This window comes from Salmonella sp. 741265116_PST (genome assembly GCF_046567715.1).
Lineage (GTDB): Bacteria > Pseudomonadota > Gammaproteobacteria > Enterobacterales > Enterobacteriaceae > Salmonella > Salmonella enterica.
In genome coordinates, this window is sequence record NZ_JBKFPH010000003.1 from 42,201 (window position 1) to 57,445 (window position 15,245).

Here is a 15,245-nt window from a genome sequence, read left to right on the forward strand (position 1 = left end):
CTCCTTGAGTTTTGCAGGTGTTAATTTGCGGGCAATTGTACCCTGGATAACTCTACAGTGGCAGCATCAGCAGTTGTATGGAAAAGCATATCTTTGTAAAGCGGCGGTAATCCGTATCGCGCGCGGGCGCGATTGCACGCCTCATTCACTTCGCCTCCTTCGCCCGATATCGAAAATTCGCGACAGGTTGAAGGGCGGTTTTCATAAATAGCGCAACTGACATTTTCACCCGGCGTGCCAATTAGCGCTTTACAGTGCGGCTGTTTTTGGTTGGTACCGGCCATACAACGTAAAAAAGGGGTAACAGGCTCGGTTAATGATGCCGGAACGCGTCCGCTGGCATCGTCGCCTTCAGCCCAATAAAAGGAGACACGGAAATAGGCACAATAGGCACCGCATGTCATGCATGGGTTAAGAACGCTCATGATTCACCTGCAAAAAACTCACGTATCAATAGATTACAACGGAAATTAATCTGTCCCGCAGTGTTCGCGAATCTTAACGCCACGCGCCATTGTGGGACATTGATTACCTTAGCCAGCCTTTATCGCCAGGGCAACAGAGCAGACAAATATTTGCATAGCGTGAATATGTCAAAATTGATCTGAATTACTATAACCAGGATTTTCAATACAAGTTCTAAATTAATCTGGATCAATAAATGTTAAATTATAAGAACAAATGTGATCTGTGTTAGATCACTTATTACTTCATTGTGGGTATATTCATCACGCTTTTATAACCATAACGATGGAGCGGGTATGAAAAAATTTACAGTGGCGGCACTGGCGTTAACAACTCTTCTCTCAGGTAGCGCGTTCGCGCACGAAGCCGGAGAATTCTTTATGCGCGCAGGTCCGGCAACCGTCAGACCTACAGAAGGGGCGGGTGGTACGCTGGGGCATTTAAACGGGTTTGATGTGAGTAATAACACGCAACTCGGACTGACATTCACTTACATGGCGACGGACAATATCGGGGTTGAATTGCTGGCGGCCACGCCGTTCCGCCATAAGGTGGGTACGGGCGCGACGGGCGATATCGCCACGGTTCACCTGTTGCCGCCAACGTTAATGGCGCAGTGGTACTTCGGCGATTCCAACAGCAAAGTGCGTCCTTATGTCGGCGTGGGGGTGAACTACACCACCTTCTTCGATAACGACTTCAACGATAATGGTAAAAAGGCCGGGCTGTCCGATCTGAGCTTTAAGGATTCCTGGGGCGCGGCAGGGCAAGTTGGGGTAGATTACCTGATTAACCGCGACTGGTTAATTGGCGCCTCTGTCTGGTACATGGATATTGATACTACCGCCAATTATAAAATGGGCGGCGTTCAGCAGCATGACAGCGTGCGTCTGGACCCATGGGTATTTATGTTCTCGGCAGGCTATCGTTTCTAATCGCGTGATGTTGTGACGAAAAAAGACCCCGCCAGGCGGGGTCAAAAAAGGACATGACACACGGATTTTACTTGTCGGAACTCACTTGTCTTCTTTCGGTTCGCCGCAGCCTGGTTCTGCGCCAGTGAGAGGATCAACGGTGGGGTCCGATTTCGTTCTTTCGGCCATCGCTTTGAGCAGCGCCAACTGCTCGCGCGGCAATTTCACTGTCGCCAGGCCATCGCCGCCATCAACAGCAGGCATCGGTTCTGCGACATAGTTGAAGTTCTCATCGCTATTCCAGCTACCTCGCGGATCGTCGCCTTGCGACATGTTGTAGTACACGTCGGTATACTGTTCTACCGGCGGTAATTTACCCGGCGGGAAGTTGTTACGAATCGAATACAGCGCCTTTTCAAAAGAGAGCTGGTGCGCGACTTCACGGGTCATTAAGAAACTGAGCGTGTCTTTTACGCCAGGATCGTCGGTCAGATTAATCAGGCGTTCATAAATGATCTTCGCTCGCGCCTCTGCCGCGATGTTTGAGCGTAGATCGGCTGTGACTTCGCCGATAGTATCAATATAAGCCGCGGTCCACGGTACGCCGCCGGAGTTCGTCAACGCAGGGCCGCCGCCATACAGCAGAGAGGTGATATGGCTGTCATTACCATTCTGCGTCAGCGAGCGATAAAGTTCCGCTTCGCTTTCGGTGCCTTCCGCCAGCTCGCCTTTAGCGCCTTTATTAAGCATTCCTACCAGCGAGCCGATAATTTCCAGATGACTCAGCTCCTCGGTGGCGATGTCCATTAACATCTCTCTACGACCGGCATCATCATCGCTTAAACCTTGCGTGAAGTAGCGGCAGGCGGCCGCCAGTTCGCCCTGTGGGCCGCCAAACTGTTCCAACAGCAGGTTCGCTAATCCAGGATTAGGCTCGCTCACTCGCACAGTATATTGAAGTTGTTTTACGTGTCGAAACATATTGCCTCCTGCTTATTATTTATTTTTTGGCTTCAACGCCATCTGCTTCAGATCGCAGTAAAAATTGTTCTGTTGTCTGCGGAATATGTTTGATAAGCCAGTCAGCCATTTGCATTTCTTCTTTCAGAATGGCTTCAATCGTCGGAATTGAGGCAGTGTCGCCAGCTTTTTTTGCCGCCGCCAGCAGGGAGGTATAACAAGCAATTTCGAACTGCTCGAAAACATAACCGCTGATTGAGCCTTTAACAATTTCATCGGAAGGGAACATGCCACCGATAGATTGCCCCATCGCTGCCATTTTGCTCATGGAGTCTTTCAACACCGAACGGGAAATGCCATTACGGTCCAACACTTCTTCGAGCATGGTAATTTGATGTTTGGTTTCATTAATGTGCTGTTCAATTCTGGCTTTTATACCCTTCATACTTCAAGTTGCTTATGTGTTGGCTACGCTCGTTCACCCCAGTCACATAGTTATCTATGCTCCTGGGGACTCACTCCCTTGCCGCCTTTAAGCAACTCGAATTATTTTGGGTATATATCAGGATAATTTTCAATACGGCTGGCCATAGATTCAAGCATCGATTCTGCCTGTTTTTCCATGGCATGGGCGTCACGAAGCCAGTCATGATAATGTTCAGTATAATTCATTTTAAATTCCTCAATGCGTGATAATCTGCTCCGATAATAAAACTGGAATCATGCAAGCTGATAACTATAGATATTATTTCGATTTGCGTTCAGCACTTTTATTAACATTGCTGACTGCTAAATCGGTAAGTTTTAAATCAGTTTGTTTTTCCTCGTCGAGGGTTTCTTTGAGTAGTTTTAATGCTTTGCTATAGCCAAGCTGCTCGGCCAGGGTGGCTAGCGTGCCGTAGCTGGCGATTTCGTAATGCTCGACTTTTTGCGCCGCGGCGATAAGCGCTGCATCGCGTACTTCGTTTTTCTCCGTACTTTCGATGACTTCATTGGCTTCTTCAATCAGCCCTTCCATAGCGACGCATTTCATTCTTTTCAGTTTAATGCCAGATTCAGATTCGACGATCTGATCAATACGTTCAATCTGACCTTGGGTTTCTTCAAGATGAGATTGAAAGGCCTGGCTTAATTTTTCATTGGACGTAGCTCTGGCAAGTTTAGAAAGAGCCTTGGTTAATTGTTTTTCTGCACTATAGGTGTCTGAAAGTAGATGGATAAAAAGGTCTTCAACGGTTTTGATATTCATAAATCTAATTCTCCTGGGCAAAATACTGCGAGCCAGAAGACTCGCAGATTGCTTGATAAAAGCATGTGTTATATTTACATTACAGTAAATCAGGAATTATCGGATTTACGTCCGCCGTGACTATTCTGGCCACCTTTTTTACCAGCTTCAGAAGCTCGTTGCGGATCGTTTTTGAAATTCCCACCGCTATGTTGACCGCCTTTGCGGCCTGCTTCAGATGCTTTCTCACGATTCTCGGCGAAATTTCCTGAACCACCACGATGTTCGGCCATATTATTTCTCCTGTCTCGTTGTTTGCTGAAAAAATCGGTTTTTAACCGTGTCGACACACTATTAAAATTAGTTGGTTAAACCGATTAGTCAAATTGACGGAAATAGTTGTGATTTACCGCGTAAATAACGCATAAAAAATGGTTTAAAGATAATATATTCTATATTTTCTTTTAGAATAAGCGTTTTAACAGAAAATGCTTTGCATTGTCATTAATAACAAGAGTTACTATCTGCGGCCACAGAAACGTTAACACATTGTTTGTTGACATTACTTTACATAAGGGAGAGGGAAATTGACGTGAAAACGCGAGAGTTACCGGTGTGATTAGGATTTTTCTTAGCAAAAATTGACTTCAGACTTTTTGAAAGCTGGACAGGGAAAAACAGCAAAAAGATTGATGATGTACGTCTGAATCGCGATTCTGGTTCAGCGTCAACCACTCATTAAGCCGCCAGCGTTATGCTGACGGCTTAACCCGTTATGCGCGGCTGGCGGCTTTCATCGCTGAGACAAAGGACCTGAGTTCCGCCAACATCTGTTCGGGAGACGCGAGGTTTTTCTCGATAATGTTGACAATGGCTGAGCCGGAGATAGCGCCAGCCGCCCCGGCACGCACGGCCGCAGACACCTGTTCCGGCGAGGAGATACCGAAGCCCTGTAACGCAGGCGCGGCATGGTACTCTTTAAGCTTCTCAATGAGATGATGCAACGGCAATGCGCCACGGTTTTCCGCGCCGGTGACGCCCGAACGCGAAAGCAGGTAGGTGTAACCGCGGCCGTAAGATGCGACCTGGCGCAGAAGATCGTCATCCGCATTTGGCGGGCAGATGAAGATCGGCGCGATATTATGCCGTAACGCCGCCTGGCGGAAGGGGGCCGATTCTTCAACCGGGACATCTGCGACCAGCACGGAATCTACGCCAACCTGTTCACAACGGGCATAGAATGCATCTATGCCGTTATTGAACACCAGATTCGCGTACATTAGCAGGCCAATCGGAATGGTCGGGTGTTTTTCACGAATCAGCGCCAGCATTTCAAAACACTGAGCCGGCGTGACGCCAGCGGCGAAGGCGCGTAAGTTCGCATTCTGGATGGTAGGGCCATCGGCCAGCGGATCGGAGAAGGGAACCCCCAGTTCCAGAGCGTCGGCGCCAGCGTCAATCAGTGTGTCGATAATTTTCAGTGACTGTTCAATGCCAGGGTCGCCCAGAGTTACGAAGGGGACAAAAGCGCCTTCCCGGCGATCGTTGAGCTGTGCAAATAAATTTTCGTAGCGTTCCATCAGATTTCCCCTCGCGCTTTCAGGATATCGTGTACGGTAAAGATGTCTTTATCTCCGCGGCCAGAGAGATTGACCACCAGCAGTTGCTCTTTTTCCGGCTGCTCGCGCATCATTTTCAGAGCGTGCGCCAACGCGTGGGAGGATTCCAGCGCCGGGATAATTCCCTCATGGCGGCACAACGTTTTGAAGGCTTCCAGCGCCTCATCATCGGTAATGGAGACATAATCCGCGCGTCCGATGCTGTTCAGGTACGCATGTTGCGGCCCAACGGACGGGAAATCGAGCCCGGCGGAAATGGAATAGGACTCTTCAATTTGCCCGTCCGCTGTTTGCATCATCGGCGCTTTCATCCCGAAATAGATGCCAACGCGACCATGTTTAAGCGGCGCGCCATGCTCGCCGGTTTCAATACCGTGACCGCCAGGTTCAACGCCTATTAGCCCGACGCTGGTATCATTAATAAAATCCGCAAACATCCCGATAGCGTTTGAGCCGCCACCGACGCAAGCGATAACGGCATCTGGCAGACGGCCCTCTTTGTCGAGGATTTGCGCTTTCGTCTCTTCGCCAATCATGCGTTGGAACTCGCGAACGATGGTGGGATAGGGATGCGGTCCTGCCGCCGTGCCGAGCATATAGTGCGCGATTTCGTAACTACCGGACCAGTCGCGCAGCGCCTCGTTACAGGCATCTTTTAGCGTAGCGGAGCCGCTATGAACCGGGATGACCTCAGCGCCCATCAGACGCATACGGAAGACGTTCGGCGACTGGCGCTCAACGTCTTTGGCGCCCATATAGATACGGCATTTCAGACCCAGCAGGGCGCTGGCGAGCGCAGAGGCGACGCCGTGCTGACCGGCGCCGGTTTCAGCGATAATCTCGCTTTTCCCCATCCGTTTGGCCAGCAGCGCCTGACCCAGTACCTGATTGGTTTTGTGCGCGCCGCCGTGCAGTAAATCTTCGCGCTTTAAATACAACGTGGTACGCGTACCGGCGGTAATGTTCTGGCATTTCGTCAGCGCGGTGGGGCGTCCCGCGTAGTTTTTTAGCAGATCGGCGAATTGCGCCTGAAATTCAGGATCTTTTTGCGCGCTGACGAAGGCCTCTTCAAGCTGGTTCAGCGCAGGCATCAGGATCTGCGGCACATACATGCCGCCGAATTCACCAAAGTAGGGGTTGAGAAGTGTTGTCATGTTTTTTCCTTAATATGCGCGCAGTGTCTGAAAAACCGAGGCCAGAAGACGAGCATCTTTGATGCCCGGCTGTGACTCCACACCTGAATTAAAATCGAGACCGGCACAGCCGACTTGCGCCGCCTGGACGCAGTTATCGGCCGCCAGCCCGCCCGCCAGTAACACATTATCCAGCGATTGTCTCTGTAGCAGTGACCAGTCGAAGCGCTGCCCGCTGCCGCCTTGCCCATTGTCAAAAATGTATTTATCAACATGGTGATAATCGCGTGCGGGAAGGGCATCGCTAACGCTCAACGCCTTCCAGATTTGCACATTGCGCGGCAACACCTCGCGCAGCGCGTTGACATACGCCTGGTCTTCGCTGCCATGTAGCTGTACGGCAGAAAGCGGCAGGACGGCAGCTTTCTGGCAAACATCGGCGATATCAGCGTCCTGGAAAACACCGACGTACTGCAATGGCGCGGCGCTTATCACTTCTCGCGCCTGCTCAACGCTAACCGCGCGCGGAGATGAGGGCACAAAAATCAACCCGCCATATATTGCACCAGCGTCACAGGCAGCTTTAGCGTCCTGGGCGCGGGTCAGGCCGCAGACTTTATTCTCGCCAAGCAGCACGCGACGGACGGCGGCGTTAAGATCGTCATGCGCCATTAACGCGGAGCCAATTAAAAAACCGTTGGCGAAGTGGCTCAGTTCGCGTACCTGACCATAGGTGTTAATCCCGGACTCGCTGATGACAGTCACGCCGTGGCCCAGTTTTGGCGCCAGCTGGCGGGTGCGATTCAAATCAATTGACAGATCGCGCAGATCGCGATTGTTGATACCTACCACTTTTGCGCCTAACGCTATCGCGCGCTCCCGTTCTTCGTCATTACTGACTTCCGTGAGCACGCCCATTTTCAGACTGTGCGCGACGGCGGAGAGTTGGCGATACTGTTCGTCATCCAGAACCGAGAGCATCAGTAAACAGGCATCGGCCTGATAGTAACGGGCAAGGTAGATCTGATACGGATCGATAATAAAATCCTTACACAGAATCGGCTGCGGCGCGCTTTGGCTAACGACCGGCAGAAAATCGAAGCTCCCCTGAAAATATTTTTCGTCGGTGAGCACCGAGATCGCCGAGGCGTAATGTTGATAAATACTGGCAATACGCGCCGGATCGAAATCATCGCGAATCACGCCTTTTGATGGCGATGCTTTCTTACACTCCAGAATAAAGGCGGTACGCGCGCCCTGGAGCGCATCATAAAAATGGCGTGTACTTGGCTGGATCTCATTTTGAAAACTGACCAGCGGCTGTTGCTGTTTGCGGGCTTCTACCCAAATCGCCTTGTCTGCGACGATTTTCGCTAAAACGGTTTGCATTATTTACCCTCTTGCCGCCAGTGCGGTGACTCTGTCATATGCGGTGCCGTTGCGCAGAACATCAAGCACGGTTTGCGCGTTGGCCTTGAGATCTTCCTGACCATGCAGACGCATCAGCATCGCCACGTTCGCGGCGACGGCGGCCTCATGCGCGGCATCGCCTTTACCTTGTAGTAACCGCGTCAGAATGTCACGGTTTTCTTCCGGCGAGCCGCCAGCCAACTGATCCTGATGGTAAGGCGTCAGGCCAAAATCCTCCGCCGTCAGTTGATAGCTTTTAATTTCGCCATCATGCAGCTCCGCGACAATCGTCGGCGCATGGAGTGAAACCTCATCCATGCCGCCGCTATGTACCACCGCCGCACGCTGATAGCCCAGTACCTTTAAGGTTTCCGCAATCGGCAGCACCAGTTCCGGGCTATAGACGCCAATCAACGCCAGCGGCGGATGCGCCGGGTTGATCAGCGGGCCGAGTACGTTGAACAGGGTTCGCGTTTTTAACTGTTGGCGAACCGGCATCGCGTGACGGAATCCGGTGTGATATTTCGGCGCAAACAGGAAACAGACGCCCAGTTCATCTAACGCCTGACGTGATTTATCGGCGTTCATATCCAGATTAATACCGAACGCCGCCAGCAGATCGGATGACCCCGATTTGCTGGACACGCTACGGTTGCCGTGTTTCGCCACTTTCAGTCCACAGGCCGCTGCGACAAAGGCGCTGGCGGTAGAGATATTGATACTGTTACTGCCATCGCCGCCGGTACCAACGATATCCGCAAACAGATACTCCGGGCGCGGGAACGGGGCGGCATTTTCCAGCAACGCAGTGGCGGCGCCGGCAATTTCATTGGGATGCTCGCCGCGAATTTTCATGCTCACCAGCGCGGCGGCGAGCTGTTCAGGCTTAAGTTCGCCGCGGACGACCGCCGAAAACAACTGATGGCTCTCTTGTTGCGTCAGTGTTTGCGCCTGATAGAGTTTCTCCAGAATCGGCTGTAGGGTGTTGGTCGGTTCCAGCTTTTGCTGCGCCCAGGCTAATGTTTGCTCCAGCAGGCGCGCGCCCTGTGTCGTCAGGATGGACTCAGGATGAAATTGAAAACCGCAAACGCGATCCGCATCATGACGTACCGCCATCACCATGCCGTTGAAATGGGCGTTAATGGTCAGCCCGGCAGGAACATTACTGCCGACCAGCGAATGATAACGCGCGACCGGTAGCGGATTCGCCAGCCCGGCGAACATCGCCTGACCGTCATGCTCAATGCTGGAGGCTTTGCCATGCAGGATTTCTCCCGCCTGACCGACATAACCGCCGTAAGCTTCGACAATCGCCTGATGCCCCAGACAAATGCCGATGATCGGTAACTTGCCGCGTAGTCGGGTCAGCAGCTCCGGCATACAGCCTGCCTCGCTGGGAACGCCCGGACCGGGGGAGAGCATTAGCACCGGGTTTTTCATTGTCGCCAGGCGATCGATAAGCGTCTGCGCCGGAATATGGTTACGGTAAATCACCACGTTGTGACCGTTGGTCCGTAGCTGATCTGCCAGGTTCCAGGTAAACGAGTCGATGTTATCGAGCAGCAGAATATCAGCCATCAGAAGGTCTCCTGTGCATGATGCGCGGTGGCGATAGCACGCAATACGGCGCGCGCTTTATTACGGGTTTCATCGGCTTCAGACTGCGGAACAGAGTCCAGCACAATTCCGGCGCCCGCCTGTACGGTGGCGATACCGTTCTCCACCAGCGCGGAGCGGATAACAATACAGGTGTCCAGATCGCCGTGGGCGGTGAAGTAGCCGACCGCGCCGCCATAGCTGCCGCGGCGCTGTCCTTCCGCATCGGCAATCAACTGCATGGCGCGTACTTTCGGCGCGCCGCTCAGGGTGCCCATGTTCATGCAGGCGCGATAGGCGTGCAGCGCGTCGAGATCGTGACGCAGTTCGCCCACCACCCTGGAAACCAGATGCATCACGTACGAATAGCGGTCAACTTTAGTCAGATCGGCAACGTAGCGACTGCCCGGCGTACAGATGCGCGCCAGGTCATTGCGCGCCAGATCGACCAGCATCAGATGTTCGGAAAGCTCTTTATGGTCGGTACGCATGTCCAGCTCAATACGACTGTCGAGATCTCTGTCCAGCGTACCATCGGCGCGGCGACCGCGTGGACGGGTACCCGCGATGGGGTAAATCTCAATCTGACGACTGGCGGCGTCATATTTCAGCGAGCTTTCCGGCGACGCGCCGAAAAGCGTGAAATCATTATCCTGCATAAAGAACATATACGGGCTGGGGTTGCTCTTTTTCAGCACGTAGTAGGCAGCCAACGGCGACGGGCAGGGCAGTGAAAAGCGGCGCGACGGCACCACCTGAAATATCTCCCCCGCGCGGATGGCTTTTTGCAACTGGCGTACCACCGCGCCGAACGCGTCATCGCTCTGATTGCATTCACAGCGCATGTCCGGCACCGGCGTCACCGGCAACGGCGGCGCAGGCTGGGTTAACTGTTGGCTAAGGTACGCCAGGCGGGCGTTCAGACGCTGTTTTTCCCGGTCGCTGGCGGTGAACAGACTGGCCTGAATACGGGTGCTTTTTTTCTGATGATCTATCACCATCAGCGTTTCCGCTAAATAAAAGCAGTAGTCCGGGCAGTTATTGCCAGCCTCAAGGTGTGGCAGCGCTTCAAAGCCAGCGACCAGGTCGTAGGCAAACAGACCGCCGAAAAACATAGCCTCCCGCTCTTGCGTCGGTATGTTCACCACTCCCTGTAACAGGCGGAACGCATCAAATACCGACAGAGAGCATAAACGGGCGTCTTCATCTAATAATGGGCTGACGGGCGGGAAGCGTAGAACGCGACCGGCAGGCAGGACTTCGTTCTCCACGCCTGCGGGCAGGGCGGTATCCAGTAGCGGCAATAACGAGGCGCCATTATCAGATAACGCCTGAATAGTGACAGTGTCACCTAAAGCGGTAATGCGCAGCGCGCTATCCACCAGTAGCAGGCTTTTTAAATCGTCTTTACTGTCGATATCCGCGGATTCCAGCAGCAGCGTGGCCGGGCGATCGCCGCAGACCTGGTGAAAAAGCGCCGTAGGGTTTTCCCGGTAGGCGGCATCGCAGGTCAACAGTTCGAGCGTGGGTTTTGGTGTTTGCATGGTTATTCTCATTATTTTGTTCAAAAAAAAGCCCGCTTAACAGGCGGGCCGGGTATCGTTTGGCTGATTACAGCTGTTCATACACCGCCCGCTATCAGGAAGTGCGCCACCAACCGTGTAATGCAAATGTCGCTGCCATTTTAGATACCCTCTTCATGTGAACTTTCGTACTAGTTAACTAGTTCGATGGAATAATGTCAACACCTATTTCAGTATATTTGCCGGAACCGTTATGATGTACATGACATACCTTTATCTCTATGGGAGCCGCCTTGAGCGACACGAATTACGCAGTGATTTACGATCTGCACAGTCATACCACGGCGTCCGATGGACTGTTGACGCCAGAAACATTAGTACACCGTGCGGTAGAGATGCGAGTCGGCACGCTGGCGATTACCGATCATGACACCACAGCCGCGATTCCTGCGGCAAGAGAAGAAATTTCACGTTCCGGGCTGGCCCTGAATCTTATTCCCGGCGTGGAGATTTCAACGGTCTGGGAGAATCATGAGATTCACATTGTGGGTCTGAATATTGATATTGCGCACCCGGCAATGCGCGATTTTCTGGCGCAGCAGACAGAGCGGCGTCAGGCGCGTGGTCGGCTCATTGCGGAGCGTCTGGAAAAAGCCCATATTCCCGGCGCGTGGGAAGGGGCATTGAGACTGGCCAATGGCGGCGCGGTGACGCGCGGCCACTTCGCCCGCTTTCTGGTGGAGTGCGGAAAAGCCGCGACCATGGCGGATGTTTTTAAAAAATATCTCGCGCGTGGGAAAACCGGTTACGTTCCGCCGCAGTGGTGTACAATAGAACAAGCTATTGATGTCATTCATCATTCTGGCGGTAAGGCGGTGTTGGCCCATCCGGGACGCTACGACCTTAGCGCTAAGTGGCTGAAAAGATTAGTGGCGCATTTTGCCGACCATCACGGCGACGCGATGGAAGTGGCGCAGTGCCAACAATCGCCCAATGAACGCACCCAACTGGCGACGCTTGCGCGTCAGCATCATTTATGGGCATCGCTTGGATCTGATTTCCATCAGCCCTGCCCGTGGATTGAGTTGGGGCGTAAACTCTGGCTGCCCGCTGGCGTTGAAGGCGTATGGCAGACATGGGAACAGCCGCAAATATCACAGTGAGGGAAGTATGAGCCAGTTTTTTTATATCCATCCGGATAACCCACAGCAACGGCTGATTAATCAGGCCGTCGACATTGTGCGTAAAGGCGGTGTTATTGTTTATCCAACCGATTCCGGCTATGCCCTTGGTTGTAAAATTGAAGACAAAGGCGCAATGGAGCGCATTTGCCGCATCCGTCATCTGCCGGACGGCCACAACTTCACGCTGATGTGCCGCGATTTGTCCGAGTTGTCGACCTATTCCTACGTCGACAACGTGGCGTTTCGTCTGATGAAAAACAATACGCCGGGTAATTACACCTTTATCCTGAAGGGGACAAAAGAGGTGCCGCGCCGTCTGTTGCAGGAAAAGCGTAAAACTATCGGCCTGCGCGTACCGTCAAACCCGATTGCGCTGGCGTTATTGGATACGCTGGGTGAACCGATGCTCTCGACGTCATTGATGCTGCCTGGCAGCGACTTTACCGAGTCGGACCCGGAGGAGATTAAAGATCGGCTGGAGAAGCTGGTGGATCTGATCATCCACGGCGGTTACCTCGGTCAACAGCCTACCACGGTAATCGATTTGACCAATGACTCCCCGGTGGTGCTGCGCGAAGGCGTCGGCGATGTTACACCTTTCTTATAAGGGCGTAAGCCTGTATACTACGCGGCCTTAAAATGGCGTGGCAACGCGCCGTTCATTCTCCTGTTCGACGCCTGTGAAGGCGACACCTGAAGGAAGCTCTATGAGCGAAAAGTTACAAAAAGTGCTGGCGCGCGCTGGCCACGGCTCTCGCCGTGAAATCGAATCCATTATTGAAGCGGGACGTGTCAGCGTTGACGGTAAAATCGCCACGCTTGGCGATCGTGTTGAAGTCACTCCCGGTTTGAAAATCCGTATCGACGGTCACCTGATTTCGGTGAAAGAGTCGGCGGAACAAATTTGCCGCGTTCTGGCCTATTACAAACCAGAAGGTGAACTGTGTACCCGCAATGACCCTGAAGGGCGGCCAACCGTTTTTGATCGCTTACCGAAACTGCGCGGCGCGCGGTGGATTGCGGTAGGACGTCTGGATGTCAACACCTGCGGGCTATTGTTGTTTACCACCGACGGTGAACTGGCGAACCGCCTGATGCACCCTAGTCGTGAAGTTGAACGGGAATATGCCGTGCGCGTGTTCGGTCAGGTGGATGAATCGAAACTGCGTGATTTAAGCCGTGGCGTACAGTTGGAAGATGGTCCGGCGGCATTTAAGACCATTAAATTCAGCGGCGGCGAAGGCATTAACCAGTGGTATAACGTGACGCTGACGGAAGGGCGCAACCGCGAAGTTCGCCGACTGTGGGAAGCGGTAGGCGTTCAGGTCAGCCGTCTGATCCGCGTTCGTTACGGCGATATCCCGCTGCCGAAAGGCCTGCCGCGCGGCGGCTGGACTGAGCTCGACCTCGCGCAAACGAACTATCTGCGTGGTCTGGTAGAGCTCCCGCCGGAAACCTCGTCGAAGGTCGCCGTCGAAAAAGACCGTCGTCGTATGAAAGCGAACCAGATCCGTCGGGCGGTAAAACGCCACAGCCAGATAGCTGGCGGACGCCGCTCCGGTGGGCGTAATAACAACGGGTAATCTCTACCGTGGTTTATAGGCCGAGAGTCATCAGACAAGAGGGTTTGTGCCGGATGGCGGCGCAAACGCCTTAATCCGGCCTACGGTTAATAATCAATTCCCATCTGGGCTTTTACGCCCGCGTCAAAAGCATGTTTAACCGGACGCAGTTCGCTGACGGTATCCGCAAGATCAAGAATATCCCGGTGACAGCCGCGACCTGTAATAATCACCGTCTGGTGACCAGGGCGCGCGTTTAGCGCGCTTATGACCTCTTCCAGCGGCAAATAGTCATACGCCACCATATAGGTCAGCTCATCCAGTACCACCATATCAAGCAGCGGATCGGCCAGCATCCGTTTCCCATGCTGCCAAACGGCCATACATGCTGCGGTGTCTGCCTCGCGATTTTGCGTCTCCCAGGTAAATCCCGTTGCCATCACCTGAAATTCGACGCCATGCGGTTCCAGCAGATTACGCTCGCCGTTGGGCCAGGTGCCCTTAATAAATTGCACCACGCCTACGCTTTTACCGTGTCCTACGGCGCGGGCGGCAGTCCCGAAAGCCGCCGTGGTTTTGCCCTTACCATTGCCAGTAAACACGATAATAATACCGCGCTCTTCCTGTGCCTGGGCGACACGGGCGTCAACCCGATCTTTTACCTTCTGCTGGCGCTGCTGATAACGTTCATCACTCATTGGGCGATTCCTGGTTTACGGCCCGGTTGGGCGTCAAAGGTCATACCGGTTTTACGGCGACTGTCGTCGCCCATAAGCCACAGGTAAAGCGGCATAATATCGGCAGGCGTTTTTAATTTCTGTGGATCTTCCGTCGGAAAGGCGCTGGCGCGCATACTGGTGCGCGTGCCGCCCGGGTTAATGCAGTTAACACGCAGAGAACGGTTTTGATATTCGTCCGCCAGCACCTGCATCATTCCTTCAGTAGCAAACTTCGAGGTGGCATAGGCGCCCCAGTTGGCGCGTCCCTGACGGCCAACGCTTGATGACGTAAAGACCAGCGAGCCGGCATCGGACTTCAATAATAACGGTAACAGCGCCTGGGTAAGCATAAAGGTGGCGTTAACGTTTACCTGCATGACATCCTGCCAGATCTGCGGATCTTGTTCGCTCATTGGACCGATTTCCCCCAGTAACCCGGCATTGTGCAGGACGCCATCCAGGCGGGGATAGTGCGCGGCGATGCGGTCGGCCACTTGCCGGCACTCTTCAGCGGTGCAGGTCAGCAGATCGAGCGTAAACCACTGTGGTTGAACATGTTGCTCGTCAGCAATGTGCTGCGCGACCCGACGCAGTTTCTCTTCGTTGCGTCCCAGCAGAATCACCGTTGCGCCGTAACGCGCATACGTGAGTGCGGCTTCCCGCCCAATGCCATCGCTGGCGCCAGTGACCAGAATAATGCGGTTTTGCAATAGATCTTGTTTCGGTTGGTAATGCATGGCTACTCCTCAACGGCGTGGTGCGCCGTCCTGCCAGGTTGTCTTATCTTCGCGTTAACTTTTCGGGTTTATGCCTGAAAGCGCCTTTTTTTTCAATCAGACAGGGGCGATAACGCCGTAAAATGAACGCCTTGTCATACTTTTTCTTCCTCAACAGGCATACGGATGAAGAGAGACTGGCTTCGATGCCTGTTG

The 15,245-nt window shown here is 53.2% G+C and carries 16 protein-coding genes, 2 pseudogenes and 1 other annotated feature; of the genes and pseudogenes, 4 read left to right on the forward strand and 14 right to left on the reverse strand.

Annotation, left to right across the window (positions count from 1 at the left end; genetic code table 11):
- Nucleotides 1-20: 20 nt before the first annotated feature.
- Nucleotides 21-425 carry a YkgJ family cysteine cluster protein gene (locus ACLD11_RS02955; protein ID WP_411011256.1) on the reverse strand — a complete coding sequence of 135 codons (405 nt, stop codon included), beginning with the start codon at nucleotides 423-425 and terminating at the stop codon, nucleotides 21-23.
- Nucleotides 426-761: 336 nt separating this feature from the next.
- Here ACLD11_RS02955 and ompW point away from each other — a divergent pair, with 336 nt between their 5' ends.
- Nucleotides 762-1,400, forward strand: a complete 639-nt coding sequence (gene ompW / locus ACLD11_RS02960; RefSeq protein ID WP_411011257.1) for an outer membrane protein OmpW — start codon at nucleotides 762-764, stop codon at nucleotides 1,398-1,400.
- Nucleotides 1,401-1,481: 81 nt separating this feature from the next.
- On the opposite strand, the gene ACLD11_RS02965 is transcribed toward ompW, so the two are convergent.
- The 11 genes and pseudogenes from ACLD11_RS02965 to trpL all read right to left on the reverse strand — a co-directional run bounded on the left by ACLD11_RS02965 (nucleotide 1,482) and on the right by trpL (nucleotide 11,008).
- Entirely contained in the window at nucleotides 1,482-2,360 is an 879-nt protein-coding gene (locus tag ACLD11_RS02965) for a manganese catalase family protein (protein ID WP_023185838.1), read from the reverse strand.
- A 19-nt stretch (nucleotides 2,361-2,379) separates the two neighbouring features.
- Nucleotides 2,380-2,775 (reverse strand): annotated as a pseudogene (locus tag ACLD11_RS02970) (ferritin-like domain-containing protein); the annotation flags it as partial.
- 122 nt (nucleotides 2,776-2,897) lie between these two features.
- Nucleotides 2,898-3,011: pseudogene (locus tag ACLD11_RS02975) on the reverse strand (DUF892 family protein); the annotation flags it as partial.
- Between the two features lie 73 nt (nucleotides 3,012-3,084).
- The gene (locus tag ACLD11_RS02980) at nucleotides 3,085-3,588 is read right to left on the reverse strand and encodes a ferritin-like domain-containing protein (RefSeq protein WP_001022826.1); all 504 of its coding nucleotides are present in this window, start codon (nucleotides 3,586-3,588) and stop codon (nucleotides 3,085-3,087) included.
- A gap of 89 nt (nucleotides 3,589-3,677) precedes the next feature.
- Complete coding sequence (locus tag ACLD11_RS02985) at nucleotides 3,678-3,860, reverse strand: general stress protein (RefSeq protein WP_000807657.1); 183 nt, start codon at nucleotides 3,858-3,860, stop codon at nucleotides 3,678-3,680.
- Nucleotides 3,861-4,340: 480 nt separating this feature from the next.
- On the reverse strand, nucleotides 4,341-5,147 hold the full coding sequence (trpA, locus tag ACLD11_RS02990; RefSeq protein WP_023227058.1) for a tryptophan synthase subunit alpha: 807 nt from the start codon (nucleotides 5,145-5,147) through the stop codon (nucleotides 4,341-4,343).
- Nucleotides 5,147-6,340 carry a tryptophan synthase subunit beta gene (trpB, locus tag ACLD11_RS02995; protein ID WP_411011259.1) on the reverse strand — a complete coding sequence of 398 codons (1,194 nt, stop codon included), beginning with the start codon at nucleotides 6,338-6,340 and terminating at the stop codon, nucleotides 5,147-5,149. Before trpB ends, trpA begins: the two co-directional genes overlap by 1 nt.
- A 9-nt stretch (nucleotides 6,341-6,349) precedes the next feature.
- The gene (trpCF, locus tag ACLD11_RS03000) at nucleotides 6,350-7,708 is read right to left on the reverse strand and encodes a bifunctional indole-3-glycerol-phosphate synthase TrpC/phosphoribosylanthranilate isomerase TrpF (protein WP_411014511.1); all 1,359 of its coding nucleotides are present in this window, start codon (nucleotides 7,706-7,708) and stop codon (nucleotides 6,350-6,352) included.
- 3 nt (nucleotides 7,709-7,711) lie between these two features.
- Nucleotides 7,712-9,307 carry a bifunctional anthranilate synthase glutamate amidotransferase component TrpG/anthranilate phosphoribosyltransferase TrpD gene (gene trpD / locus ACLD11_RS03005; protein ID WP_411014512.1) on the reverse strand — a complete coding sequence of 532 codons (1,596 nt, stop codon included), beginning with the start codon at nucleotides 9,305-9,307 and terminating at the stop codon, nucleotides 7,712-7,714.
- Nucleotides 9,307-10,869, reverse strand: a complete 1,563-nt coding sequence (locus ACLD11_RS03010; RefSeq protein ID WP_001194386.1) for an anthranilate synthase component 1 — start codon at nucleotides 10,867-10,869, stop codon at nucleotides 9,307-9,309. Before ACLD11_RS03010 ends, trpD begins: the two co-directional genes overlap by 1 nt.
- A 22-nt stretch (nucleotides 10,870-10,891) precedes the next feature.
- Nucleotides 10,892-10,987 (reverse strand) — a sequence feature (Trp leader region).
- Nucleotides 10,964-11,008: a trp operon leader peptide gene (gene trpL, locus ACLD11_RS03015; protein ID WP_010989026.1), complete on the reverse strand. Its 45-nt coding sequence runs from the start codon at nucleotides 11,006-11,008 to the stop codon at nucleotides 10,964-10,966. It overlaps the preceding feature by 24 nt.
- 121 nt (nucleotides 11,009-11,129) lie before the next feature.
- Between trpL and rnm the strand changes: the two genes are divergently transcribed.
- The 3 genes from rnm (at nucleotide 11,130) to rluB (ending at nucleotide 13,615) form a co-directional block, all read left to right on the forward strand.
- Nucleotides 11,130-12,011 carry an RNase RNM gene (gene rnm / locus ACLD11_RS03020; RefSeq protein ID WP_000500442.1) on the forward strand — a complete coding sequence of 294 codons (882 nt, stop codon included), beginning with the start codon at nucleotides 11,130-11,132 and terminating at the stop codon, nucleotides 12,009-12,011.
- 7 nt (nucleotides 12,012-12,018) lie between these two features.
- Entirely contained in the window at nucleotides 12,019-12,639 is a 621-nt protein-coding gene (locus ACLD11_RS03025) for an L-threonylcarbamoyladenylate synthase (RefSeq protein WP_183059651.1), read from the forward strand.
- 100 nt (nucleotides 12,640-12,739) lie between these two features.
- Nucleotides 12,740-13,615 (forward strand): 23S rRNA pseudouridine(2605) synthase RluB, encoded by an 876-nt coding sequence (gene rluB, locus ACLD11_RS03030; protein ID WP_001291233.1) that lies wholly within the window; start codon nucleotides 12,740-12,742, stop codon nucleotides 13,613-13,615.
- 86 nt (nucleotides 13,616-13,701) lie between these two features.
- Here rluB and cobO read toward each other — a convergent pair whose 3' ends face one another.
- Together cobO and ACLD11_RS03040 are read right to left on the reverse strand one after the other, a co-directional pair.
- Nucleotides 13,702-14,292, reverse strand: a complete 591-nt coding sequence (cobO, locus tag ACLD11_RS03035; protein ID WP_001278865.1) for a cob(I)yrinic acid a,c-diamide adenosyltransferase — start codon at nucleotides 14,290-14,292, stop codon at nucleotides 13,702-13,704.
- Nucleotides 14,289-15,050 (reverse strand): YciK family oxidoreductase, encoded by a 762-nt coding sequence (locus tag ACLD11_RS03040; RefSeq protein ID WP_000559310.1) that lies wholly within the window; start codon nucleotides 15,048-15,050, stop codon nucleotides 14,289-14,291. The genes cobO and ACLD11_RS03040 overlap by 4 nt, the downstream gene beginning before the upstream one ends.
- Nucleotides 15,051-15,245 lie beyond the last annotated feature (195 nt).